The following is a 23,307-nucleotide window of genomic DNA, read 5'->3' as shown; positions in this document are numbered from 1 at the left end:
CCCGGGTTCGACCGGTTTCTTCGCCATGCCCGCCGTTACTTCGCGGCCCGGCCGCCCCCTGATTGGTCGGTGGCCGGATACGGCCATCCGGAGCCGCCTGCGGCGCCGCGGTCCGTCAGCGGCGGCCGCCGAACTCCCAGGCGTGGACCTCGACGTCCGCATAGGCGCCAGGGGTCAGGACGCTGCGGGCCTTGTCCGGGTCCGGTGCCCGGAGCAGGGCCGCCGTGCCCAGCCAGGCCGTGCCGTCGTCGGAGAGGAGCGGACCGTAGGCGATCAGCTCGTCCCGGTCGGCCGGGACGGCGAGGTCGGCGGGCCGGCCCGCGCCGAGGCCGAGCACCAGGTACCGGTCGCCGCCCGTCCGGTCGCCGGGGAAGTCCCACATCGTGCGGCCGAGGGCGTTGCGCCAGCGGCGCAGCAGCACGTCCCGGTACGCCCCGGCCTGGTAGCAGGGCTCGTCGAAGGCGAACGCGCGGGCGGCGGCGGGGTCCGGCAGGTCGACGATGTGCACGCTGCCGGTGAGCGTGTCGCCGCCGGGCGCGAAGGTCGGGCCGCGGGCGATCAGCTCGGCCGCGTACCGGTCCATGTAGGACCAGTGCTCCTCCAGCATCTCGCGGCGCAGTTCCCCCGAGCCGGGCCGGTCGCGGTGGTAGCAGAAGAACTCCATCGGGACATTCTTCACCAGCCCGGCCGGCCTCGCGGCGGAGGCCGGCCGGGGCCCTAGGCGACGATGAGCAGCGGGTTCCGCAGGAGGGCCGCCAGCCGGTCCAGGAACCGGGCGGCGGTCGCGCCGTCCGTGGCGCGGTGGTCGACCGACAGGGTCAGCGCCATGCGCTTGCCCGGGACGACCTGGCCGTCGCGGACGACCGGCTCGTCGCGGACGGCGCCCACCGCCAGGATCGCGGCCTCCGGCGGGTTGATCACCGCGGCGAACGAGTCGACGCCGAACATGCCCAGGTTGCTGACGCTGAACGTGCCGCCGCTCATCTCCTGGGGCGTCAGCTTCCCGTCGCGGGCCTTGCCGGCCAGCTCGCGGGTCTCCCGCCCGATCCGCGACACGCTCTTGCGGTCCGCGTCCTTGATCACGGGGACGAGCAGGCCGTCCTCGACGGCCACCGCGACGCCCACGTTCACCCGCTTGTGGAAGAGCAGGTCCTCCTCGGTGTAGGAGACGTTCACGGCCGGGTGCTCGGTGAGCGCGGTCGCCGCGGCCTTCACGATCAGGTCGTTGACGCTGACCTTGGCCGGGGCGAGCGCCTCGTTGAGCGTGGCGCGGAAGGCGAGGAGCGGTTCGGCGTCCACCTCGCGGTTCAGGTAGAAGTGCGGGGCGTCGCGCTTGCTCTGCGTGAGGCGCTTGGCCGCGACCTTGCGGAAGCGGTTGAGCGGGACGGCCTCGACGTCGGAGTCCGCGGCCTGCGCCCGCACGGTCGGGGCCGGCTGCGGCTGCGCGGCCGGTTGGGCGGCCGGTTGGGCGGGTGCGGGTGCGGGAGCGCCGGCGCGGACGGCGGCCTCGATGTCGGCGCGGATGATCCGCCCGCCCGGCCCGGAGCCGTGCAGCGCCGCCAGGTCGATGCCGTGGTCGCGGGCCAGCCGGCGCGCGAGCGGCGACGACGGCGGACGCGACGCGCCGGTGGCGCGCCCGGGAGCCGCGGCGGGCGCCGGGTCCGGCTCGGCGGCGGGTTCGGGTTCGGGCGCCTGCGCGGCGGCCGGTTCCGGCGCGGCCTCGGCGGCGGTTTCGGCGGGGGCCGCGGGCCGCGCGCCGCCCGCGGGGGTGATCACCGCGATGGGGGCGCCGATCGCGGCGGACTCGCCCTCGGCCACGAGGATCTTGTCGAGGACGCCGGCCTCGTACGCCTCGAACTCCATGACCGCCTTGTCGGTCTCGATGTCCACGATGACGTCGCCGACCGCGATCTCGTCCCCGGGCTGCTTCTGCCAGGAGCTGATGACGCCCTCCTCCATGGTGTCGGAGAGGCGGGGCATGAGGATCTCGGTCATGACGCGGGCTCCAGGGGTCGCGGCGGTGCGGGTGTCGTCCCCGGTCCGCGGCCGGTCGCGCGGAGCGTGTCGCGGACGGCGGCGAGCAGCGAGCCGGCGGACGGCAGCGCCGCCGTCTCCAGGGACTTGGCGTAGGGCAGCGGAACCTCGGCCATCGCGACCCGGCGGACCGGGGCGTCCAGCCAGTCGAACGCGCCCTCCTGGATGGTGGCGGCGATCTCGGCGCCGATGCCGTAGGTGAGCCAGTCGTCCTCGGCGACCACGGCGGAGCCGGTCTTGCGGACGGACTCCACGACCGTCCGCCGGTCGAGGGGGCGCAGGCTGCGCAGGTCCACGACCTCGGCGGACACGCCCTCCGCCGCGAGGGTCTCGGCGACCTCCATGGCGACGCGGGCCATCCGGGAGTAGCCGATGATCGTGATGTCGGTGCCGGGCCGGGTGACGGCGGCGCGGCCGATCTCGGCGGGCTCGACGTCCTCGATCGCGGGCACCTCGCCCTTGGTGTTGTAGAGGGAGAGGTTCTCCAGGAACAGCACCGGGTCGTCGTCGCGGATCGCGGCCTTCAGCATCGCGGACGCCTCGGCGGGCGTCGACGGCGCGACGACCTTCAGGCCGGGGATGAACGAGTAGAACAGCTCGACGTTCTGCGAGTGGGTGGCGCCGAGTTGCTGCCCGCCGCCGCCCGGGGTGCGGATCACCATCGGGACGCTCGACTGCCCGCCGAACATGCCGTAGATCTTCGCGGCGTGGTTGACGATCTGGTCCAGCGCCAGCAGCGAGAAGTTGATCGTCATGAGCTCCACGACCGGCCGCAGGCCGAGCATCGCGGCGCCGATCGCGGTGCCGACGAAGCCCTCCTCGGCGATCGGGGTGTCGCGGACGCGGCGCTCCCCGAACTCCTCCAGCAGCCCCTCGGTGATCTTGTAGGAGCCCTCGAAGAGGCCGATCTCCTCGCCGATCAGGAACACGTCGCCGTCCCTGAGCATCTCGGCGCGCAGGGTGTCCCGGAGGGCCTGGCGGTAGGTCATCGTTGCCATGGACGCGCTCCTCAGGAACCGAATACGGGGTCGGCGGGGAGCCGGCGGAGCTCGCCCGGGACCGGGGTGGCGTAGGTGTAGTCGAACAGCGTCGACACGTCGGGCTCGGGGCTCGCGTCGGCGAACGCGGCCGCGGCGTCGATCTCGGCCCTGACCTCCGCGTCGAGCCGGTCGCGCTCGTCCAGCGAGAGGATCCCGGCCTCTTCCAGCTCCAGCGCCATGCGGGCCAGGGGGTCGGCGGCCTTGAGGGCCTCCTTCTCCTCCTTTGACCGGTAGCGGGCCGGGTCGACCACCGAGTGGCCCTTCAGCCGGGGGCTGGTGGTCTCCAGCAGGTAGGGCCTGCGCTCGGTGCGGGCGCGCTCGACGGCGGTGCGGGCGGCGTCCCGGACGGCGACCACGTCGGTGCCGTCCACGCGGGCGCTCTCCATCCGGTAGGCGGCGCCGCGCCGGTACAGCTCGGGCTCCGCGGACGACTTCTCCACGGTCGTGCCCATGCCCAGCCCGTTGTTGACGATGACGAAGACGACCGGGAGGTCCCAGAGGGCCGCGATGTTCAGCGACTCGTGGAACGCGCCGATCGCGGCCGTCCCGTCGCCCATCTGGCACATGACGACCTCGTCGCCGCCCTTGTACGCCACGGCCAGGGCCGCGCCGGTCGCGAGGGGGACCTGCCCGCCGACGATGCCGTACCCGCCGAGCATCCGCGTCTCGGCGTCGAACAGGTGCATCGAACCGCCCCAGCCCTTGGAGACGCCGTCGGAGCGGCCGTAGAGCTCGGCCATGACCCGGTCGGCGCCGATGCCCTTCGCGATCGCGTACCCGTGATCGCGGTAGTTGGTGAAGAGGTAGTCGGTGGGGCGCAGCGCCGCCATCAGCCCGACGACCGTGGCCTCCTCGCCGAGGTTCAGGTGGCAGTAGCCGCCGATCTTCGCCTCGGTGTAGGCGCGGGCGGCCCGCTCCTCGAACCGCCGGATCAGCAGCATCCGCCGGTAGTAGCCGACGAGCGTCTCGGCGTCCGCCGCGGGACGGGCCGGCCTGTCCGACGCGGCGGTCTTGGACGGTGCGGTGCTCCGGGGCGACGACGCGGTGCTCCTCGGGCGCGGGGCGCCGGGCTTGCCGCGGTTGCGGCCCGGCGCGGCCCTGCCGGTCGACTGGGCGGTCTCGGCCATCGGCGACCTTCTCTCCTCGGGGCGGGCGCCGTAGGATCGCGACGGCGCTCACCGATCATCATTGATCTATGATCGATCATATTCTACCCGTCAAGCCCCACTTACCGACGCTCCGTCTAACATGGGTTCCCGTGAACGCGCCGATCCCCGCCCGACTGCTCCGCACCGGACTCGCCGGACAGATCCGGGAGTTCATCGTGGAGGGGATCAGCTCGGGCCGCTGGGAGCCGGGCGAGCGCATCGTCGAGCGGCGGATCGCCGCCGAGCTCGGCGTCAGCCAGGGCCCGGTCCGGGAGGCGCTGCGCCAGCTGGAGGCGCAGCGGCTGATCGAGTCGCTGCCGAACCGCGGCGCCCGCGTCCGGGAGTTCACCGAGCGGGACCTCGCCGAGATCTTCCCCGTCCGCGCCGGGCTGGAGCGCACGGCGGCCGAGCTGGCGCTGCCCCGGCTGTCGGACGACTGCCTGGACGCGCTGGAGAAGCACAACCGCGAGCTCGGCGAGGCCGCGAAGGGCGGCGACCTGCACGAGCAGATGCGCCTCAGCATCGCCTTCCACCGCGAGATCGTCGAGAGCGCGGGCAACGGGCTGCTCGTCTCGGTGTGGGAGGGCCTCGGCATCGAGCTGTGGACGACGCTGTCCCTGCGCCTGCACCAGACCGAGATCTACTCGAAGTCGGCCGAGCACGCCGAGCTGATCGAGGCGTTCCGCCGCCGCGACCCGGAGGCGCCGCGGCTGCTGCACGACCACGTCATGAACTACGCGCCCTGACCGTTACCTCCCGGCGTGCTTTTCGCGGACGAATTTTCCGGGAAGCGGGAACCAACCGGCGCCGCCCGTGCGTTCTCCTTGCAGGTCCCCCCGGCAATGCCGGGATGCGGACCTCCCGGGTCGTGCGGCGCCTGGCGTGGGGGTGTCGGGCGCCGCAGACCCGGGCTCTTCCGCCCGCGAGCGGCCCGCCTCCGCGACCGGTCGCGCCGGCCTCCGGAAGGAGAGACCGTGACCGCGCCGACCGATCCGGGTGCGCTGTCGCCCGAGCAGGCCAGGGAACTCTTCCGCGCAGGGCTGATCCGCCCCACCTCCGGCTGGTGCGCGGGCTGGACGCAGGCGAACCTCATCGCCGTCCCGCGCGAGCACGCCTACGACCTGCTGCTGTTCGCGCAGCGCAACCCCAAGCCGTGCCCCGTCCTGGACGTCACCGAACCCGGCGAGGTGTCCACCCCCTTGTTCGGCGGCGACCTGCGCACCGACCTGCCCGGCTACGTCGTCTACGAGCACGGCGAGCCCGTCGCCGAGGTGCCCGACGTGACCGGCCGCTGGCGGGACGACCTCGTCGCGTTCCTCATCGGGTGCAGCTTCACCTTCGAGGACGCGCTCCGCGAGGCCGGCGTCCCGGTGCGGCACATCGAGCAGGACCGCAACGTCCCCATGTACCGGACGAACCGGATGTGCCGCGCCGCCGGGAGGTTCGGCGGACCCCTCGTCGTCTCGATGCGCCCCGTCCCGGCCGGGCGGGTCGCCGACGCTGTCCGCGTGACGTCCCGCTACCCGGCCGTGCACGGCGCGCCCGTGCACATCGGCGACCCGGCCGAACTCGGCATCGCGGACATCAGCCGCCCTGACTTCGGCGACCCCGTCGAGATCGCGGCGGGCGACATCCCCGTGTTCTGGGCCTGCGGGGTGACCCCGCAGGCGGCCGTGATGGCGTCCCGACCCGCGCTGGCCATCGGGCACGCCCCCGGCCACATGGCGATCACCGACGCCCGCGACGGCCGGTACCTCGTGCCCTGATACCGGCGTAGGCTGCGGATCATGGCCGAGATCGTCGCCCCGGGCCAGGTGCTGGGGGAGCGCTACCGCCTGGAGCGCCCGCTCGGCGCGGGCGGCATGGCGGTCGTCTGGCGCGCGGAGGACCTCGTGCTCGACCGCGCCGTCGCGGTGAAGGTGCCCAAGGAGGGGTGGCCCGAGGAGTCCACGCGGCGGCTGCGCCTGGAGGCGAAGGCCGCCGCCGGCCTCGCGCATCCGAACATCACCGGGGTCCACGACTACGGCGAGCACGACTACGGCGAGCACCGGCGCGTCCCGTACGTGGTCATGGAGCTGCTGGACGGGGAGACCCTTGCGGCGCGCCTGTCCCGTGGGCCGCTGCCCTGGCGCGAGGCGGCCGGGATCTGCGCCGGCGTCGCGGACGCGCTGGCCGCCGCCCACGCCGCCGGGATCGTGCACCGTGACATCAAGCCCGCGAACGTGTACCTCACCCCGGTCGGCGTGAAGGTCCTCGACTTCGGCATCGCGTTCACCGGCCCGTCCGCGGCCGGCGGCCCCCTCCTCGGGACACCCGCCTACGTCGCGCCGGAGCTGCTGGAGGGCGCGTCCCCGACTCCGGCGGCGGACGTCTTCTCCCTCGGCGTCGTCCTCCGGGAGTCCTTTGGCGGCGCCCCGTCCGAGGACGCCTCCGCCCTGCCTCCGGACGTCCCCGAGCAGGTCACCGCCCTGTGCCTGCGATGCCTGGACCCGGACCCGGCGGCCCGCCCCACCGCCCCCGAGGCGGCGCACGTCCTCGCCGAGGCGTCCGGCGTCCGGCTCGCCGCGCTCCCGGCGCCGCGGCCCGCCGGCGCGGGTGACGACCACGAGGAGACCGGTCCGCCGCGAGAGGCGACGCGCATCCTGGCCGATCCCCTTCCACCCGCCGATCCCCTTCCACCCGCGGACGCGCTTCCGCCCGTCGAGGCGCCGGCATCCGCGGCGGGACCTCCGGTGATGTGGGCTCCGGCGCGCAGGCCGCTGCTCATCGCCGGGGCGGCGACCGGGGCGATCGCCCTGGCGGCGGTGCTGCTGGCGGCGCTGTCCCCGGACTCGCCCCGGAAGGCGGCCGGGCCGCCCGCGGCGGCGAGCCCGGCGCCGGAGCGCCCGGCGGCGACCGCCTGCGCGGTGGCGTACCGGATCGACGGCACGTGGCCGCAGGGCTTCCAGGCCACGGTGCGGATCACGAATCTCGGTTCCGGTGAGATCGACGGGTGGGAGCTCGGCTTCGAGTTCCCCGACGGCCAGGCGATCACCCAGCTGTGGAACGGCAGCCAGGTCCAGCAGGGCTCGTCGGTCAGGGTGACGGCGGCCGACTGGAACCGGTCGATACCGCCGGACGGGTCGGCCGAGTTCGGGTTCCTCGGCCGGCAGGACGGCGCCAACGGCCGCCCGGCCCGCTTCACCCTCAACGGCGGGGAGTGCCGGGGCTGAGCCCGCGCCGACCTGGGAGCGCTCCCAAGTCATCTTCGCAGGTCAGCACGGTCACAATGGAACCGGTGTGGCGCAAACTATTGTGTCGCGGCTCACCGAAGGCTTAGCATCCGGGCAATCGAAGCGCTTCGACAATGCTTCGACTCCCACCCCGGAGGAGACCATGATCAAGGCAGGCAGGAGCGCGGCGGTCCTCGCCGCACTCGCCGCGGCGGCCCTGTCGCTGACCGCGTGCGGCGGTGACGACGGCGGATCCGGCGGCAAGGAGCTGAAGCTCTGGCACTACGAGGCCCCCGACAGCGCCATGGGCAAGGCGTGGAGCGAGGCCGTCAAGGAGTTCGAGGCGGCGCATCCGGGCGTCAAGGTCACGTTCGAGGAGAAGGGCTTCGAGCAGATCCAGAAGACCGCGCCGATGGTGCTGAACTCCAAGGACGCCCCCGACGTCATGGAGTACAACAAGGGCAACGCGACCGCCGGGATGCTGTCCAAGCAGGGGCTGCTCACCGACCTGACCGCCGAGGTCGGGAAGCGCGGCTGGGACAAGCTGATCAGCCCGAACGTCCAGGTCACCGCCAAGTACGACGCCAAGGGCACGATGGGCGGCGACACGTGGTACGGCGTCCCGAACTACGCCGAGTACCTGCAGATCTACTACAACAAGGACCTCTTCGAGAAGCACGGCGTCGAGATCCCGACGACGTTCGACCAGCTGGTCGCGGCCATGGACGCGTTCGTCGCGAAGGACGTCACGCCGTTCACCAACGCCGGCGCCGAGTACATGGCGCACCAGTTCGTCTACCAGCTGGCCCTCGACAGGGCCGACCAGAACTGGGTGGACGCCTTCCAGCGCTACACCGGCAAGACCGACTTCAACGACGCCGCCTGGACGTACGGGGCGAGCACGTTCGCCGACTGGGTGAAGAAGGGGTACATCGCCGAGAACTCCGTCAGCCTCAAGGCGGAGGACGCGGGCGTCGCCTTCATGAAGGGCGAGTTCCCGATGATGTTCTCCGGGAGCTGGTGGTTCGGGCGCGTCGCCGCCGAGGCGGACTTCGAGTGGGAGACCTCGGTCTGGCCCGGCGCCAAGATGACGCTCGGATCCGGCGGGAACCTGTGGGTCGTCCCAGAAGGCTCGGAGAACAAGGAGCTCGCCTACGACTTCATCGACATCACGATGAAGAAGGGGATCCAGAACACCCTCGGCAACGCGGGCGGCATCCCGGTCGCGGCGGACCCGGCCGCGATCACCGAGCCGAAGGCCAAGAAGCTGATCGGCGACTTCGACGGGCTGGCGGAGTCCGGCGGGCTCGCGTACTACCCGGACTGGCCGGTCGCCGGCTTCTACGACGTGTGGGTGTCGCAGACGCAGAAGCTGATGAACGGCACCGCCCCGGCCGAGGTGCTGGAGGGCGTGCAGAAGTCCTACGACGGTGGCCTGCCGAAGTGACCTCGCGGGGCCGGAGCGGGTCGCGGGAGCGGTGGGCGTACGCGCCCTACCTGCTCCCGGGCCTGCTCCTCTTCACCGCCGTCATCGGCGTGCCGTTCCTGATGAACATCGGGACGAGCTTCACCGAGTGGACGGGCGTCGGGACCCCGAGGTGGATCGGGCTCGGCAACTACCGGGAGCTGGCGCGGGACGAGCAGTTCTGGGCGTCGTTCGGGCACAACGCCCTGATCATCGTCGGGATGGCGGTCGTCCCCACGATGATCGGGCTGGTGCTCGCCTCGGTGCTGACCGACCTGATCGGCCGGCACTTCGGGGCGCGGACCGCGAGCGTCCTGCGCGCCTGCATCTACCTGCCGCAGGTCCTGCCGATCGTCATCGCGGGCGTCGTGTGGAGCTGGCTGCTGGCCCCGGAGGACGGCGCGGTCAACGCGCTGCTGGACGCGGTGGGCCTCGGCTCCCTCGCGCACGACTGGCTCGGCGACCCGGCCACGGCGCTGTGGAGCGTCATCGCGGTGATGGTCTGGATCCAGATCGGCTTCCCACTGGTGATCTTCATGTCGGGGCTGCAGCGGGTCGACCCGTCGCTGTACGAGGCGGCGGAGATCGACGGGGCCTCCTGGACGCGGCGCTTCTGGCACATCACGATCCCGCAGATCCGGCCGGAGATCTTCGTCGTGCTGCTGTGGACGACGATCGCCGCGCTCAAGGCGTTCGCGCACATCTTCGTGCTGACGAAAGGCGGGCCGGGCGGGGCGACGAACGTCCCGGCGTACTACTCGTGGGTCAGCTTCTTCGAGAAGTCCGACGTCGGCTACGGCTCGGCGATCGCGACCGTGCTGACCCTGGTGGTCGTCGCGCTGACCGTGGTGTTCCTGCGCATGCAGGGGCGCGAGCTGGGGGAGGAGCGGTGACCGCGACCCTGGCCAAGGGGACCGGGGCGCCGCCGCGCGCCCGGCGGTCCGGCGCTCCCGGGCGCGGGCGGCGGCGCGGCCCGTCGGCCTACGCGGTGCTGGTGGCGCTGACCGCGTTCGCCGGCGTGATGCTGATCCCGTTCGTCGTGGTGCTCTTCAACGCGCTGAAGACGCCGCAGGAGTACTCCGCCAAGGGGCCGCTGGCGCCGCCGGACGGGTTCAACCTTGATGCCGTCCGCGCGTTCTGGGAGCGCGTCGAGTTCGGGCAGGTGCTGCTGAACAGCGTGTTCATCAGCGGGTCCGTGGCCGTCCTCGCCGTCCTGCTGTCGGTCCTGAACGCCTACGCCCTCGGCATCGGCCGGATCAAGGGGCGGATGTGGGTGCTGGTCCTGCTGCTGATGGCGAACACCGTGCCGCAGGAGGCGCTCGTCTACCCGCTCTACCACCTGTCCAAGCAGGTCGGCCTGTACGACACGAGGATCAGCGTGATCATCGTGTTCACCGTCATCCAGAGCGCCTTCGGGACGTACCTGCTGGCCTCGGTGCTCTCGGCGTTCCCGCGCCCGCTGCTGGAGGCGGCGCGGATCGACGGCGCGGGCCGGTGGCAGGTGCTGTGGCGGGTGGTCGTGCCGGTCGTGCGGCCGACGCTGTCGGTGCTGATGGTGTTCTTCTTCGTGTGGACCTGGAACGAGTTCCTGATCCCCATGGTCTTCCTCATCTCCAACGAGAACCAGACGGTCTCGGTCGCGCTCGGCGTGCTGCAGGGGCAGCGGCTCATGGACGCCACGATGTCCAGCGCCGCGTCGCTGCTCGGCCTGCTCCCGACCGTCCTCTTCTTCCTCATCTTCCAGCGCACTCTGTCGCGCGGTCTCACTGCGGGAGCGATCAAGTATTGACCTCTTCCCCATCCCTGGAGAACGGGGATTCCCTGCGGTCACCCGCTGGGCTTCCTGTTTCATCGCTGATCGCCCGACGGGAAAGGAGCTTCCCTTGAGGTCTTACATCAGCTCCGCAGGCGTTTACTCTCTCCGCTGGCCCAGCGGCGATGATGTTTCTTGCGGCATTGATATCCCGGTCATGTCCTGCTCCGCAGAATTCACATACCCACTGTCGGCAAGGCAGCGGTATCGTCCCGGACGAGTGGCCGCACTCGCTGCAGAGCTTGGTGGACGGAAACCAGCGATCGACCAGGATCAGTGTCCGGCCATACCATTCAGCCTTGTACTCGAGCATCCGGCGGAATTCGCCCCAAGCGGCATCCGAGATGGCGCGGGCAAGACTGTGATTCTTCATCAGACTGCGAACAGAGAGATCCTCGATCGCGACCGTTTGGTTCTCGCGGACGAGTCGAGTGGTGAGCTTGTGCAGAAAGTCGCGGCGCTGATCAGCGACTTGAGCATGCGCTCGGGCTACTCGCAGCTGAGCTTTTCTTTGGTTCGCCGACCCTGGAAGTTTGCGAGCGAGGTCTCGTTGGACCCTGGTGAGTCGGAGTCGGGCGCGACGCTCAGGCCTGGGATTGGCAATCTTCTGTCCCGTCGAGAGTGTTGCGAGCGAGGAGATTCCAACGTCCACTCCCACCGATCGCCCTGCCGGGGTCAACTCCGCGATCGTGTCCTCGCAAAGCAAGGACACGAACCAGCGGCCCGCACGGTCCCTGGACACGGTCACTGTGGACGGCGTGGCATCGACCGGCAGAGGGCGAGACCACACCACACGCAGAGGGGTCCTCATTTTGGCCAGCTTCAGATGCCCGTCATGATACGTGAACCCACTGCGGGTATATTCGGCGGACTGCCGAGACCTCTTCCGGGTTTTGAGTACGGGATACCGTGCGCGCCCGGTGAAGAAGTTGGTGAAGGCAGTCTGAAGATGTCGCAGTGCTTGCTGCAGCGGAACCGACGACCTCTCTGCCAGGAACTCAAAGCCTGGAGTGCGTTTCCACTGAGTGAGCAGAGCCGAGGACTCCGTGTACGAGACCTGGCGTCCTTCGCTTCGGTAGGCGCGTGTGCGCTCCTCCAAGGCTTTGTTGTAAACGAGTCGGACGCATCCGAAGGTCCGGGCAAGCTCCGTGGCCTGCTCGGGGGTGGGATAGAAGCGGTACTTGAAGCCCCGCTTCACCTTTCGCGCCATGGTGTACATGGTAACCGTCTGACTACCGAGCGTCGCGTGGTTTCTGCATGTTCGGATCGCGTCCTTCAGGTTCTCGCCACCGCCGAGACGGCAGCGACGACTGTCTAGGGAGACTTATGAGGTTCAGCGACGGCTACTGGATGATGCGCGACGGTGTGCACGCGTCTCACCCGGTGGAGGTCCTCGACGTCGAGACCGGGCCGGGCTCGTTCACGGTGTACGCGCCGGTGCAGCGCATCCGGCACCGGGGCGACCTGCTCAGGGGGCCGGTGGTCACGATGACGTGCGACTCGCCGATGCCGGACGTCATCGGCGTCACGCTCACCCATTTCGCGGGGGAGCGGAGGCGCGGCCCCGACTTCGAGCTCGCCACCGACCCGGCGGGCGAGGTGTCCGTCGACGACGGCGCGGCGACGCTGACGTCGGGCGCGCTGTCGGTGCAGGTCAGGCGGGAAGGGGAGTGGGGGGTCGACTTCCTGGCGGACGGGCGGCGCCTCACCGGCAGCGCGTCCAAGGCGCAGGCGGTCATCGACACCGACGACGGGCGCCATTACGTCCGCGAACAGCTCGATCTCGGCGTCGACCATTTCGTCTACGGGCTCGGTGAGCGGTTCGGGCCGCTGGTGAAGAACGGCCAGTCGGTGGACATCTGGAACGCCGACGGCGGTACGGCCAGCGAGCAGGCGTACAAGAACGTGCCGTTCTTCCTGACGAACGCGGGCTACGGCGTGTTCGTCCACCATCCGGGCCGGGTCTCCTTCGAGGTGGCGTCGGAGGCCGTCGCCCGGACGCAGTTCAGCGTCGAGGGCCAGTCGATGCGGTACTTCGTCATCTACGGGCCGACCCCGAAGGAGATCCTGCGCAAGTACACCGCGCTCACGGGGCGTCCCGCCCGGCTTCCCGACTGGTCCTACGGGGTGTGGCTGTCCACGTCGTTCACCACGTCCTATGACGAGGAGACCGTCACGTCGTTCATCGACGGGATGGCGTCGCGCGACCTGCCGCTCAGCGTCTTCCATTTCGACTGCTTCTGGATGCGCGAGTTCCAGTGGTGCGACTTCGAATGGGACCCGCGGGTGTTCCCCGACCCGGAGGGGATGCTGCGCCGGCTCCGCGAGCGCGGCCTGCGCGTCTGCGTCTGGATCAACCCCTACATCGGGCAGCGCTCTCCGCTGTTCGAGGAGGGGCGGGCGCGCGGCTACCTGCTGAAACGCCCGAACGGGGACGTCTGGCAATGGGACAAGTGGCAGCCCGGCCTCGCGGTCGTCGACTTCACCAATCCCGAGGCGAGGGAATGGTACGCGGGCAAACTCGACGCGCTCCTCGACATGGGCGTGGACTCCTTCAAGACGGACTTCGGCGAGCGCATCCCCACCGACGTCGTCTACCACGACGGTTCCGACCCGGAACGGGCGCACAACTACTACACCTATCTCTACAACCAGACCGTGTTCGACCTCCTCCGCAAGAGGCGGGGCGAGGGCGAGGCGGTGGTGTTCGCCCGTTCCGCCACGGCGGGCGGCCAGCGCTTCCCGCTGCACTGGGGCGGCGACGCCGAATCGACGTTCGAGGCGATGGGGGAGAGCCTCCGCGGTGGTCTCTCCCTTGGCATGTCCGGGTTCGGGTACTGGAGCCACGACATCGGCGGATTCGAGGGCACGCCCGACCCGGCGCTCTTCAAGCGCTGGATCGCCTTCGGCCTGCTGTCCTCGCACAGCCGGCTGCACGGAAGCCATTCCTACCGGGTGCCCTGGCTGTTCGACGAGGAGTCGGTGGACGTCCTCCGCGACTTCACCCGGCTGAAGATGCGGCTGATGCCCTACCTTTCGGCGGCCGCCCGGCAGGCGTACGAGGAGGGCCTTCCGATGATGCGGGCGATGGTCGTCGAATTCCCGGACGACCCCGCCTGCACGCACCTGGAACGCCAGTACATGCTCGGCGACGACCTGCTCGTGGCGCCCGTGTTCACGGCCGGCGGTGAGATCTCCTACTACGTCCCGGAAGGGAGATGGACCCACTACCTCACCGGCGAACGCGTCGAGGGCGGCCGCTGGGTGCGCGAGAGGCACGGGTTCGGCAGCGTGCCGCTGCTCGTCCGCCCCGGCGCGGTCGTGCCGGAGGGCGCGGTGCAGGACCGTCCCGACTACGACCACGCCGACGGCGTCACGCTCCGCGTCTACGAGCCGTCCGACGGGGCCACCGTCACCACCCGCGTCGGCGACACCACGTTCACCACGGCGAGAAACGGTGAAAACCTGCGCGTCACGGGCGGCGGAGCCTGGAACGTTCTCCTCGTCAACGCCCGCACGGCCGCGGTGGAAGGCGGCGAGCCCGCGGAACACCCGCTGGGCGTCCTGGTCAGGGCGGCCGGGGACGAACTGGTCATCACTCTGGAGAGGGAGAACTGATGGGCTTCCCGGAAGGGTTTCTGTGGGGCGCGGCCACCGCGGCGTACCAGATCGAGGGAGCGGCCCAGGAGGACGGCCGCACACCCTCCATCTGGGACACCTTCAGCCACACGCCCGGCAAGGTGCTCGACGGAGACACCGGCGACGTCGCCACCGACCACTACCACCGCCGGCAGGAGGACGTGGCGACGATGGCCGAGCTGGGCCTCGACGCCTACCGCTTCTCCATCTCCTGGTCGCGCGTCCTGCCGGACGGGACGCCCAACCAGAAGGGCCTCGACTTCTACTCCCGGCTCGTCGACGAGCTCCTCGGGCACGGCATCGCCCCGGTCGCCACCCTCTACCACTGGGACCTCCCGCAGGCCCTGGAGGACGCGGGCGGCTGGCCCGAACGCGACACGGCGCGCCGCTTCGCCGACTACGCCGAGCGGATCGGCCGCGTCCTCGGCGACCGCGTGCACACGTGGACGACGCTGAACGAGCCGTGGTGCACGGCGTTCCTCGGCTACGCGTCCGGCGTCCACGCCCCGGGCCGGACCGACCCCGCGGCCGCGCTCGCCGCCGCCCATCACCTCAACCTCGCCCACGGCCTGGCCGTGCGGGCGCTGCGCGGCGTGGTCTCCCCGTCCGCGCGGCACTCCGCCACGCTCAACATCCACCACCTGCGCGGCGACGCGGACGCCGTCCGCCAGGTGGACGCCGTGTCCAACCGCGTGTTCCTCGACCCTATGCTCGGCAACGGCTACCCCGCCGACCTGCTGGAGGACACCGCGCCGATCACCGACTGGGGGTTCCTGCGGGACGGCGACTCCGAGATCATCGCCGCGCCCCTCGACGTCCTCGGCGTCAACTACTACTCGCCCACGCTCGTCCGGCGGTGGGACGGGGTCTCGCCGCGCGAGCACGCGGACGGGCACCGGCGGGGGGCGGCGTCCCCGTTCGTCGGCTGCGACGCCGTCGAGTTCGTCGGGCAGCCCGGCCCCTACACGGCGATGGGCTGGCCGATCGACGCGACCGGCATGGAGGAACTGCTGCTGCGGCTGCACCGCGACTACCCGCACACGCCGCTGATGGTCACCGAGAACGGCGCCGCGTTCGACGACCGGGTGGACGGCGACGGCCGGATCCGCGACGACCTCCGCATCGCCTATCTGCGCGACCACATCGCCGCGGTGGAGCGGGCATGCCAGGCGGGCGCCGACGTCCGCGGCTACTTCGCGTGGTCGCTGCTGGACAACTTCGAATGGGCGTACGGGTACTCCAAGCGCTTCGGCCTCGTCCGCGTCGACTACCCGACCGGCGAGCGCACCTGGAAGGACAGCGCCCTCTGGTACCGCGACGCGATCGCCGCGCGCCGCGGAGGCACGTGATGGCCCGCCGGGGGCCGCTCGGCGCGCCGGACGCCCGCCGGTGCCGCGATGCGGCCGCGTCCGGCGCGGCTACGATCGGTCGCACGTTGCACCGCTTCGAAGACGACGGGACGGGCCGTGGTCAAGATCACTGATGTGGCGCGGCACGCCGGGGTCTCGCCGAGCACGGTCTCCTATGTGCTGAGCGGCAAGCGCTCGATCTCCGAGGAGACCCGGCGGCGGGTCCGCGACAGCATCCGCGAGCTCGGCTACCGGCCGCACGCGGGCGCCCGCGCGCTCGCCAGCAGCCGCTCCAACGTGCTCGCGCTGATGGTCCCGCTGCGCTCCGGCATCGCCGTGCCGGTCGTCATGCGGTTCGCCGTCTCGGTCGTCACCGCCGCGCGCCGGCACGACCACGACGTCCTGCTGCTCACCCAGGAGGAGGGCGAGGACGGCCTGCGCCGCGTCGCCGACAGCGCGCTCGTGGACGCCCTGATCGTCATGGACGTGCAGATGAAGGACCCGCGGGTGCCGCTGCTGCGCTCGCTGGACCGGCCGAGCGTGCTCATCGGCTTCCCCGCCGACGCCGACGACCTGACCTGCATCGACCTCGACTTCCACGCCGCCGGCGCCGGCTGCGTCGAGCACCTGGCCGGCCTCGGGCACCGCGAGATCGCGATGATCGGCTCGCCGCCCGAGGTCTACGCCCGGCAGACGGGCTACGCGCGGCGGGTCGCGGACGGCTTCGCCGAGGCGGTCCGCGCGCACGGCCTGTCCGGGGACGTCCACCCGTGCGAGGCCGCCCCCGATGCGGCCCGCGACCTGGTCGGGCGGCTCCTCGCCGAACGCCCCGGCCTGACCGGCGTGCTCGTGCACAACGAGCCGGTCGCCGGCTCGGTGGTGGGGGCGCTGCGCGCCGCCGGGCGCCGCGTCCCCGAGGACGTGTCGGTCGTCGCGATCTGCCCGGACGAGATGGCCGAGCACGCCGAGCCGCCGCTGTCGTCGGTCGCGATACCCGCCGAGGAGGTGGGCGGGCGGGCCGTGGAGCTGCTGATGGCCAAGCTGGAAGGGGTGCCGGTCCCCGCCGCGACCCTGCTCCCGCCGACCCTGACCCGGCGCGCCAGCAGCGCGCCCGCCCCCGTCTGACCGGCGAAGGAGGGATGCCGGGGCCCGCCGCGGCCCGTTATCGAAGCGCTTCGACACATGTCATCGGGGGGCTAATCCCAGAGGAGAATCGATGCCCAGACCCCATCGAAACCCCCGTTCCCCCGGCCGGCGCAGCCGGTCGCTGACCCTCGTGCTGGCCGCCGTGGTGGCGACCCCCCTCGCGCTGGCGGCACCCGCCGCAGCCCGCGAGACCCTCCCGTTCCGCGACCCCGGCCTCTCGGTGGAGGCCAGGGTCGGCGACCTGCTCGGACGGCTCACGCTCGACGAGAAGATCTCCCTGCTCCACCAGTACCAGCCCGCGATCCCGAGGCTCGGCATCGACCGGTTCAAGACCGGCACCGAGGCGCTGCACGGCGTCGCGTGGTCCACCGACATCCACGACCAGGGCGCGGTCGTGCGGGCCGAGGGGACGGTGTTCCCGCAGTCGGTCGGGCTCGGCGCCACCTGGGATCCCGACCTGCTCAAGAGGGTCGGCTCGGTGGTCGGCACCGAGGCCCGCGGCTACCACGCCGAGAACCCCGACGTGTGGGGCCTGCAGCTGTGGGCGCCGGTCGTGAACCCGCTGCGCGACCCGCGCTGGGGCCGCAACGAGGAGGGCTACTCCGAGGACCCGCTGCTCACCGGCCTGCTCGCCACCGCCTACGGCCGCGGCATGCAGGGCGACGACCCGGACCACCTCAGGACGGCCCCGGTCCTCAAGCACTACATGGCCAACAACAACGAGATCCGGCGCGACCAGACGTCCTCCAGCCTGCGGCCCCGGGTCAGCAAGGAGTACGACGAGGTCCCGTTCGAGATGCCGATCCGCCGCGACGCCGTCACGGGGGTGATGACCGCCTACAACCTGATCAACGGACGTCCCGCCACCGTCACGCCCGACGCGGGCGGCCTGATCCGCTCCTGGACGGACCGGACGCTGTTCAACGTCACCGACGCGGGCGGGCCCAACAACCTCGTCGGGTCCCAGCAGTACTTCCCCGACCTCGCCACCGCCGACGCGGCCGTCCTCAAGGCGGGCGTGGACAGCTTCACCACCGACAACACCGACTCGTCCATCACGGTCGACGCGGTCAAGGAGGCGCTGTCGCGCGGGCTGCTCGCCGAGTCCGACATCGACCGCGCCGTCGGCCACATCCTCAGCATCCGGGTCCGGCTCGGCGAGTTCGACCCGGGCGGCGGCCCGCACGGGAAGATCACCAAGGACGTCGTGGACGGCCCCGCCCACCGCGCCGTCGCCCGCGAGGCCGCGACCGAGCAGATGGTGCTGCTCAAGAACGAGGGCGGGACGCTGCCCATCTCGTCCGGGCCGGAGTCCGGGAAGGTCGCCGTCGTCGGGCAGCTCGCCGACACCCTCTACACCGACTGGTACTCCGGTGACCTGCCGTACGAGGTCACCCCGCTCGACGGGATCACCGCCAAGGCGGGCGCCGGGAACGTCACGAGCAGCGAAGGCGTCGACCGGATCGCGCTCAAGGACGTCGGAACGGGCGAGTACGTCGCGGGCGGCACGGGTGCCGGAGCCGTCCTCAAGACCGGCCCCACCAGCTCCGCCGACGACACCACCCGGTTCGACGTGTTCGACTGGGGCCAGGGCATCGTGACGCTGCGCAGCGCCGCCAACGGCAAGGTGGTCGGGCGCCACAACTGGGGCGACACGTTCGCCAACGACCAGGACCAGCCGAACGACTGGTTCGTCCAGCAGATGTTCAAGCTCGAAGAGCAGGACGACGGCCACCTGCTGATCCGCTACGCGGGCTACGAGAAGGCCTACGACTGGGCCGACCCGGCGAAGACGTACCTGAAGGCCCAGGACGACGGGACGCTCGTCCTCACCACGAAGGACGACGCGGGCCGCTTCGCCAAGGACGTCATCAGCAGCGGCGTCGACTCGGCCGTCGAGGCGGCGGCGGGCGCCGGCACCGCCGTCGTCGTGGTCGGCAGCATGCCGTTCATCAACGGCCGCGAGGACCACGACCGCACCACGATGGCGCTCGCCGAAGGCCAGTCCGAACTCGTCCGGGCCGTCCGCGCCGCCAACCCGAACACCGTCGTCGTCGTGGAGAACAGCTACCCGACGACCCTCAACTGGGAGCAGGCGAACGTCCCGGCGATCCTCTGGACGAGCCATGCGGGCGCCGAGACCGGCAACGCCCTGGCGTCGGTCCTCTTCGGTGACGAGAGCCCTTCGGGCAAGCTTCCGCAGACCTGGTACCGGTCCGAGAAGGACCTGCCCAGCATCCTCGAATACGACATCATCAAGAACGACCGCACCTACCAGTACTTCAGGGGCAAGCCGCTCTATCCGTTCGGCCACGGCCTCTCGTACACGACGTTCCGCTACGGCAAGCCCCGGCTGAGCAGCCGTTCCATCGGCGGCGACGGTACGGTGACCGTCACGGTCCCGGTCACCAACACGGGCGGGAAGGCCGGCGACGAGGTCGTCCAGCTCTACACGCACCAGCGGGACTCCCGCGTGAAGCAGCCGCTCAGGAAGCTGCGCGACTTCGACAAGGTGCACGCCGAGCCCGGCGAGACGGTGACCGCGAGGTTCCGCCTTAGCGCCTCCGACCTCGCCATCTGGGACGTGACCCGCGGCAAGTGGACGGTCGAGAAGGCCGAGCACGACCTGCTCATCGGCTCCTCGGCGACCGACATCCGCAGTCGCGCACACCTCAACGTGCGCGGGGAGACGATCCCCGACCGCGATCTGTCGAAGCCGACCCGCGCGGCCGACTTCGACGACCACGACGGCGTCGAGCTGGTCGACGAGTCGAAGGCCAAGGGCGACGCGGTGGCCGGAGCCGCGGGCTCCTGGCTGAAGTTCGCGGACGCCGGCCTCGGCCGGTCCACCGGCAAGATCACGGCACGTGTCGCGGGCACGGGCGCCACCACGATCCAGGTCCGCCTGGACCGTCCCGACGGCCCGGTGGCGGGGACCTTGAACGTCCCGGCCACCGGCGACAAGTACACCTACGAGGAGATCACCGCACCGCTCACCGGCGCCCGCGGAGACCGCGACGTCTACCTCGTCTTCACCGGCGAGACCCGCCTGAGCACCTTCTCCCTGACCCGTTGACAACCCGGCCCGCCCCGGCGGCACCGGGGCGGGCCGTCCCGCTGCAAAGGACGCCCTCCATGCGCGCCATGAGCAGATTCGCCGTCATCACCGCCACCCTCACCACCGCCACCCTCACCACCGCCGCGCTCCTCTCCGTCCCCGCTCCCGCCCGTCCCGCCGAGGCCGACGCCCATGACGTCGGCTACGACCGCCACTCGCTCGTCGTGGACGGGAAACGCGTCCTCCTCTGGTCGGGCGAATTCCACTACTTCCGCCTCCCCAGCCCCGAGCTGTGGAGGGACGTCCTGGAGAAGATAAGGGCCGCCGGATTCAACGGGGTCTCGCTCTACCATCGACCTGTTCCGCGCGGGCTACGACAAGTGCGCCGAACTGACCGGGCCCCGATTCATGAAGGTGTACTACAAGTCCAATCTGATCACCTCGGGCGCCACGATGTTCGGCTACTACATGGCGTTCGGCGGCACGAACTGGGGACGCCTCGGCCAGCCCAACGACGTCTACACCTCGTACGACTACGGCGCCCCCATCACCGAGAACCGGCGGCTCACCGCCAAGTACGACGAGTTCAAACGCCAGGGCCTTTTCGTCACGAGCGTCGCGCCCTTGGCGAAAACGGAACCGGCGACCGCACCCGCCTCCGGCGATCCGTCCGCCGCGGGCAATGTCCTGCGTCCGGGCCCGCATTAGCACAACACCGGGTTAAATGGTGGTCATCTGGTATTGCACACTTGGGCAGACTTGATTTAAGTGTGAACCGGTGGCCAGGTTGGGACGAACAATGGGGTTGTTCGCCGGAGTTCGCGGCGCCTAATGTCTGGAGCGGCGGGGCGCCCACCACACATCGGCGCCCGGCCGGCCGATGCCGCAGATCGCGGCGGGCAATCCAGGGAGGAAGACATGACCATGTCGCGCGCCCGAATCCGGTGGGCCGCCGCGCTGGCGGGAACGGCGGTACTCGCCCAGGCCGCCCCGGCGCAGGCGCAGGCCCCGGTGGAGCCGACCGGCGCATACCTGCTGATGGTGGCCCCGGAAGAGGGCCCCGTCACCGCGAAGACGCTCTGGTGCGGTCCGGACGGAGGGACGCTCCGGGCGGCCTCCCGGGCCTGCGCCCAGCTCGCGGCCGCGGACGGCGAGGTCGCCCGGATCCCCGCGAAGGAAGGGCCGTGCACGCTCGAATACGCGCCGGTCCGGGTGAGCGCCGACGGTAAATGGCGCGACCGGCCACGCCATTTCACCCGCACCTATCCCAACCGCTGCGCGGCCATGCGCGACACCGGTGGAATTCTTTTCGGCGAGTAAACCGCGGACCGCGGGCCGCCGGGTTGGGGAAGCGGGGTGCTGTCCGGCGGCCCGCATTCAAGAAGGGCGTGATCCGAATATGATGCTCGCTTTCACCGGACCGGACGTACTGGTCACCTATGAGCGCACCGGAGGAATAGCCGGAATCCGGGAACGCGTCTCCGTCGATTCCGCCGGAGCGGCGTCCGTCAACGGCCGGGACGCCACGCTCAAGGCCGGGGAGATGCGCGGCCTGCGCGACGCGCTGGGACGCGTCGTCACCACGCGCTCGTCGGCGGCGGGATGCGATGTCGCCGACCACTTCACCTACACCCTCACCTACCGGGGGCACCGGACGACGCGGTGCGAAGTCCCGTGCGACTGGCGGGCGGCCGTCGAGCGGCTGGAGGCGCTGCTGGAGCGACCGGCGGTGCCGGCCAGGAGATGAGCGGCGGGGCGCCGATCCGGGGCGCCCCCGGCCGGACCACGGCGTGCCGCTCTCGCCCGCCGACCTAGGAGGGCGGCACGCCGTGCTTCACCACCCAGTGCTCCACCCGTTCCTCGGGCCCTGCTTCACGACCGGGCGAAGCGGGTGTGCAGGTCGCGCATCGCTGACTCCAGGGCGGCGACCGGGCCGTCCACCGCAAGGCCCGGCGCGACCTGCCGGACCGGGAGCGGCGCGACCGGCCCCGGCGGGAGGCCGAGCTCGCCGCGCCACGCGGTGAGCTGCGCGGACGAGTGGACGTAGACGATGCGGCCGAGCCCCACCCAGGCGTGCGCGGCCGAGCACATCGGGCAGTGCTCCCCGGAGGTGAACACGGTGGCGGCGGCGCGCTCGCCCGCGGCGAGGTTGCGCGCCGACCACCGGGCGATCTCGAACTCGGGGTGCCGGGTCTGGTCGCCGTCCGCGGTGCGGTTGCGGTCCTCGAACAGGACCTCCCCGGACCCGGACACCAGCACGGACCCGAACGGCTCGTCGCCCGCGCCGAGCGCCTCGGCGGCGAGTTCGACGCAGCGGTTCAGATGGACGAGTTCGGCGTCGGTCGGTTCGTAGCCCACCGGACGATCATAGGACTACGCCGACTCCCGGAGCACCAGGTGGGGGCGCATGATGACGACCGGGTCCGCGACGGTCTCGCCGCGGATGCGGGACACCAGCAGCCGGGCCATCTCCACGCCCATCTCGCCCACCGACTGGTGGACGGTGGTGAGCGGCGGGTCGGCCAGCGGAGCGGCGGCCGAGTCGTCGAACCCGATCACCGCGACGTCGCCGGGGACGCGGCGGCCGTGCCGCCGCAGGACCCGCAGCGCGCCGAGCGCCATCGGGTCGTCCGCGGCGAACACCGCGTCCAGGGCCGGCTCGGCGGCCAGCAGCCGCTCCGTGGCGATGATGCCGCTGGCCTCGCCGAAGTCGCCGTACTCGACGTACTCCGGCAGCCCGGCCTCGGCGAGGGCCTCGCGGTAGCCGGCCAGCCGGTCGAGGCCCACCCCCATGTCCTGCGGGCCGGCGATGGTCGCGATCCGCCGCCGGCCGCCGGAGATCAGGTGGGTGACGGCCTCGCGGGCGCCGCTGCGGTTGTCGACGTCGACGTAGCTGACCGGCGACAGGCCGGGCGGGCGCCCGCCGAGCACGGTCGGCACGCCGTTGGCCTCCAGCTTGGCGGGCAGCGGGTCCTCGGCGTGCAGGGAGGTGAGGAGCACCCCGTCCACGTGCTGCGTGGTGAGGTACTCCTCCAGCCGCCCGTACTCGGCGGGGGACCGGGCGAGCGCGAGCAGGAGCTGCAGCCCCGTGTCGGCGAGGCCGTTGCTGATCCCCCGGATGATCCCGGCGAAGTACGGCTCGTCGAACAGCCGCTGGTCGGACTCGGCGACCACCAGCGCCACGGTGTCGGTGCGGCGGGTGACGAGGGTCCGGGCCGCGCGGTTCGGCACGTACCCGAGTTCCTCTATCGCCTTCAGCACCGCCTCGCGGGCCTGGGCGCTGACCCGTGGCGAGCCGTTGACCACCCGCGACACCGTGCCGCGCCCGACACCTGCCCTCGCCGCCACCGCTTCCAGCGTGGGACGGGTGCTGCTGCCCGTCATATCGCCCCCTTCGTCCGTC

At 71.4% G+C, this 23,307-nt stretch carries 19 protein-coding genes and 2 pseudogenes; 14 read left to right on the top strand and 7 right to left on the bottom strand.

The genetic code is table 11. The features are described from left to right. Positions 1-115 precede the first annotated feature (115 nt). Genes IEZ03_RS02240 through pdhA form a run of 4 tightly spaced genes read right to left on the bottom strand, consistent with a single transcriptional unit; the run spans position 116 to position 4,201 of the window. Positions 116-664: a YciI family protein gene (locus IEZ03_RS02240; protein WP_184882583.1), complete on the bottom strand. Its 549-nt coding sequence runs from the start codon at positions 662-664 to the stop codon at positions 116-118. Between the two features lie 53 nt (positions 665-717). Next, positions 718-1,995: a dihydrolipoamide acetyltransferase family protein gene (locus tag IEZ03_RS02235; RefSeq protein ID WP_184882585.1), complete on the bottom strand. Its 1,278-nt coding sequence runs from the start codon at positions 1,993-1,995 to the stop codon at positions 718-720. After that, a complete protein-coding gene (locus tag IEZ03_RS02230; RefSeq protein WP_184882587.1) occupies positions 1,992-3,032 on the bottom strand; it encodes an alpha-ketoacid dehydrogenase subunit beta in 1,041 nt (346 codons plus the stop codon). The genes IEZ03_RS02235 and IEZ03_RS02230 overlap by 4 nt, the downstream gene beginning before the upstream one ends. Before the next feature lie 11 nt (positions 3,033-3,043). Beyond that, the gene (gene pdhA / locus IEZ03_RS02225; protein ID WP_184882589.1) at positions 3,044-4,201 is read right to left on the bottom strand and encodes a pyruvate dehydrogenase (acetyl-transferring) E1 component subunit alpha; all 1,158 of its coding nucleotides are present in this window, start codon (positions 4,199-4,201) and stop codon (positions 3,044-3,046) included. Between the two features lie 131 nt (positions 4,202-4,332). Here pdhA and IEZ03_RS02220 point away from each other — a divergent pair, with 131 nt between their 5' ends. The 6 genes from IEZ03_RS02220 (at position 4,333) to IEZ03_RS02195 (ending at position 10,688) form a co-directional block, all read left to right on the top strand. Beyond that, positions 4,333-4,968 (top strand): GntR family transcriptional regulator, encoded by a 636-nt coding sequence (locus IEZ03_RS02220; RefSeq protein WP_229807938.1) that lies wholly within the window; start codon positions 4,333-4,335, stop codon positions 4,966-4,968. A gap of 228 nt (positions 4,969-5,196) precedes the next feature. After that, complete coding sequence (locus IEZ03_RS02215; RefSeq protein ID WP_229807937.1) at positions 5,197-5,988, top strand: putative hydro-lyase; 792 nt, start codon at positions 5,197-5,199, stop codon at positions 5,986-5,988. 21 nt (positions 5,989-6,009) lie between these two features. Next, the gene (locus IEZ03_RS02210; protein WP_184882593.1) at positions 6,010-7,434 is read left to right on the top strand and encodes a protein kinase domain-containing protein; all 1,425 of its coding nucleotides are present in this window, start codon (positions 6,010-6,012) and stop codon (positions 7,432-7,434) included. A 163-nt stretch (positions 7,435-7,597) separates the two neighbouring features. Then, entirely contained in the window at positions 7,598-8,881 is a 1,284-nt protein-coding gene (locus IEZ03_RS02205) for an ABC transporter substrate-binding protein (RefSeq protein ID WP_184882595.1), read from the top strand. Beyond that, positions 8,878-9,792, top strand: coding sequence for a carbohydrate ABC transporter permease (locus IEZ03_RS02200; protein ID WP_184882597.1), 915 nt, complete (start codon positions 8,878-8,880; stop codon positions 9,790-9,792). Before IEZ03_RS02205 ends, IEZ03_RS02200 begins: the two co-directional genes overlap by 4 nt. Then, positions 9,789-10,688, top strand: a complete 900-nt coding sequence (locus IEZ03_RS02195; RefSeq protein WP_229807936.1) for a carbohydrate ABC transporter permease — start codon at positions 9,789-9,791, stop codon at positions 10,686-10,688. The genes IEZ03_RS02200 and IEZ03_RS02195 overlap by 4 nt, the downstream gene beginning before the upstream one ends. 21 nt (positions 10,689-10,709) lie before the next feature. On the opposite strand, the pseudogene IEZ03_RS02190 reads toward IEZ03_RS02195, so the two are convergent. After that, a pseudogene (locus IEZ03_RS02190) lies at positions 10,710-11,922 on the bottom strand (RNA-guided endonuclease InsQ/TnpB family protein); the annotation flags it as partial. 116 nt (positions 11,923-12,038) lie between these two features. On the opposite strand from IEZ03_RS02190, the gene yicI reads away from it, so the two are divergent. The 8 genes and pseudogenes from yicI (at position 12,039) to IEZ03_RS02155 (ending at position 21,651) form a co-directional block, all read left to right on the top strand. Beyond that, a complete protein-coding gene (gene yicI, locus IEZ03_RS02185; protein WP_184882601.1) occupies positions 12,039-14,330 on the top strand; it encodes an alpha-xylosidase in 2,292 nt (763 codons plus the stop codon). Further along, positions 14,330-15,700, top strand: a complete 1,371-nt coding sequence (locus IEZ03_RS02180) for a GH1 family beta-glucosidase (RefSeq protein ID WP_184882603.1) — start codon at positions 14,330-14,332, stop codon at positions 15,698-15,700. The genes yicI and IEZ03_RS02180 overlap by 1 nt, the downstream gene beginning before the upstream one ends. A 117-nt stretch (positions 15,701-15,817) precedes the next feature. Further along, positions 15,818-16,825, top strand: coding sequence for a LacI family DNA-binding transcriptional regulator (locus IEZ03_RS02175; RefSeq protein WP_229807935.1), 1,008 nt, complete (start codon positions 15,818-15,820; stop codon positions 16,823-16,825). Positions 16,826-16,916: 91 nt separating this feature from the next. Then, positions 16,917-19,922, top strand: a complete 3,006-nt coding sequence (locus IEZ03_RS02170) for a glycoside hydrolase family 3 protein (RefSeq protein WP_184882607.1) — start codon at positions 16,917-16,919, stop codon at positions 19,920-19,922. A 59-nt stretch (positions 19,923-19,981) separates the two neighbouring features. Continuing rightward, positions 19,982-20,242 (top strand): annotated as a pseudogene (locus IEZ03_RS38800) (beta-galactosidase); the annotation flags it as partial. 13 nt (positions 20,243-20,255) lie between these two features. After that, positions 20,256-20,612, top strand: a complete 357-nt coding sequence (locus IEZ03_RS37460) for a beta-galactosidase (protein ID WP_308427945.1) — start codon at positions 20,256-20,258, stop codon at positions 20,610-20,612. A 210-nt stretch (positions 20,613-20,822) separates the two neighbouring features. Next, the gene (locus tag IEZ03_RS02160) at positions 20,823-21,224 is read left to right on the top strand and encodes an SSI family serine proteinase inhibitor (protein ID WP_184882609.1); all 402 of its coding nucleotides are present in this window, start codon (positions 20,823-20,825) and stop codon (positions 21,222-21,224) included. A gap of 79 nt (positions 21,225-21,303) precedes the next feature. Continuing rightward, positions 21,304-21,651: a protealysin inhibitor emfourin gene (locus IEZ03_RS02155; protein ID WP_184882611.1), complete on the top strand. Its 348-nt coding sequence runs from the start codon at positions 21,304-21,306 to the stop codon at positions 21,649-21,651. Positions 21,652-21,776: 125 nt separating this feature from the next. On the opposite strand, the gene IEZ03_RS02150 is transcribed toward IEZ03_RS02155, so the two are convergent. Further along, positions 21,777-22,262, bottom strand: a complete 486-nt coding sequence (locus tag IEZ03_RS02150; protein ID WP_184882614.1) for a nucleoside deaminase — start codon at positions 22,260-22,262, stop codon at positions 21,777-21,779. A 15-nt stretch (positions 22,263-22,277) separates the two neighbouring features. Then, positions 22,278-23,288: a LacI family DNA-binding transcriptional regulator gene (locus IEZ03_RS02145; protein WP_132050241.1), complete on the bottom strand. Its 1,011-nt coding sequence runs from the start codon at positions 23,286-23,288 to the stop codon at positions 22,278-22,280. Positions 23,289-23,307 lie beyond the last annotated feature (19 nt).

Source organism: Actinomadura livida (assembly GCF_014648675.1).
GTDB classification, from domain to species: Bacteria; Actinomycetota; Actinomycetes; order Streptosporangiales; family Streptosporangiaceae; genus Spirillospora; species Spirillospora livida.
Note: the sequence above shows the minus strand (reverse complement) of the source record. Positions and strands in the feature narration are given on the sequence as shown.

What these genes read in the sequence shown, in the direction of transcription:
- IEZ03_RS02240 (WP_184882583.1), bottom strand. Translation starts at nt 664, where the DNA reads ATGGAGTTCTTCTGCTACCACCGCGACCGGCCCGGCTCGGGGGAACTG.
- IEZ03_RS02235 (WP_184882585.1), bottom strand. Translation starts at nt 1,995, where the DNA reads ATGACCGAGATCCTCATGCCCCGCCTCTCCGACACCATGGAGGAGGGC.
- IEZ03_RS02230 (WP_184882587.1), bottom strand. Translation starts at nt 3,032, where the DNA reads ATGGCAACGATGACCTACCGCCAGGCCCTCCGGGACACCCTGCGCGCC.
- pdhA (WP_184882589.1), bottom strand. Translation starts at nt 4,201, where the DNA reads ATGGCCGAGACCGCCCAGTCGACCGGCAGGGCCGCGCCGGGCCGCAAC.
- IEZ03_RS02210 (WP_184882593.1), top strand. Translation starts at nt 6,010, where the DNA reads ATGGCCGAGATCGTCGCCCCGGGCCAGGTGCTGGGGGAGCGCTACCGC.
- IEZ03_RS02205 (WP_184882595.1), top strand. Translation starts at nt 7,598, where the DNA reads ATGATCAAGGCAGGCAGGAGCGCGGCGGTCCTCGCCGCACTCGCCGCG.
- yicI (WP_184882601.1), top strand. Translation starts at nt 12,039, where the DNA reads ATGAGGTTCAGCGACGGCTACTGGATGATGCGCGACGGTGTGCACGCG.
- IEZ03_RS02180 (WP_184882603.1), top strand. Translation starts at nt 14,330, where the DNA reads ATGGGCTTCCCGGAAGGGTTTCTGTGGGGCGCGGCCACCGCGGCGTAC.
- IEZ03_RS02170 (WP_184882607.1), top strand. Translation starts at nt 16,917, where the DNA reads ATGCCCAGACCCCATCGAAACCCCCGTTCCCCCGGCCGGCGCAGCCGG.
- IEZ03_RS02160 (WP_184882609.1), top strand. Translation starts at nt 20,823, where the DNA reads ATGACCATGTCGCGCGCCCGAATCCGGTGGGCCGCCGCGCTGGCGGGA.
- IEZ03_RS02155 (WP_184882611.1), top strand. Translation starts at nt 21,304, where the DNA reads ATGATGCTCGCTTTCACCGGACCGGACGTACTGGTCACCTATGAGCGC.
- IEZ03_RS02145 (WP_132050241.1), bottom strand. Translation starts at nt 23,288, where the DNA reads ATGACGGGCAGCAGCACCCGTCCCACGCTGGAAGCGGTGGCGGCGAGG.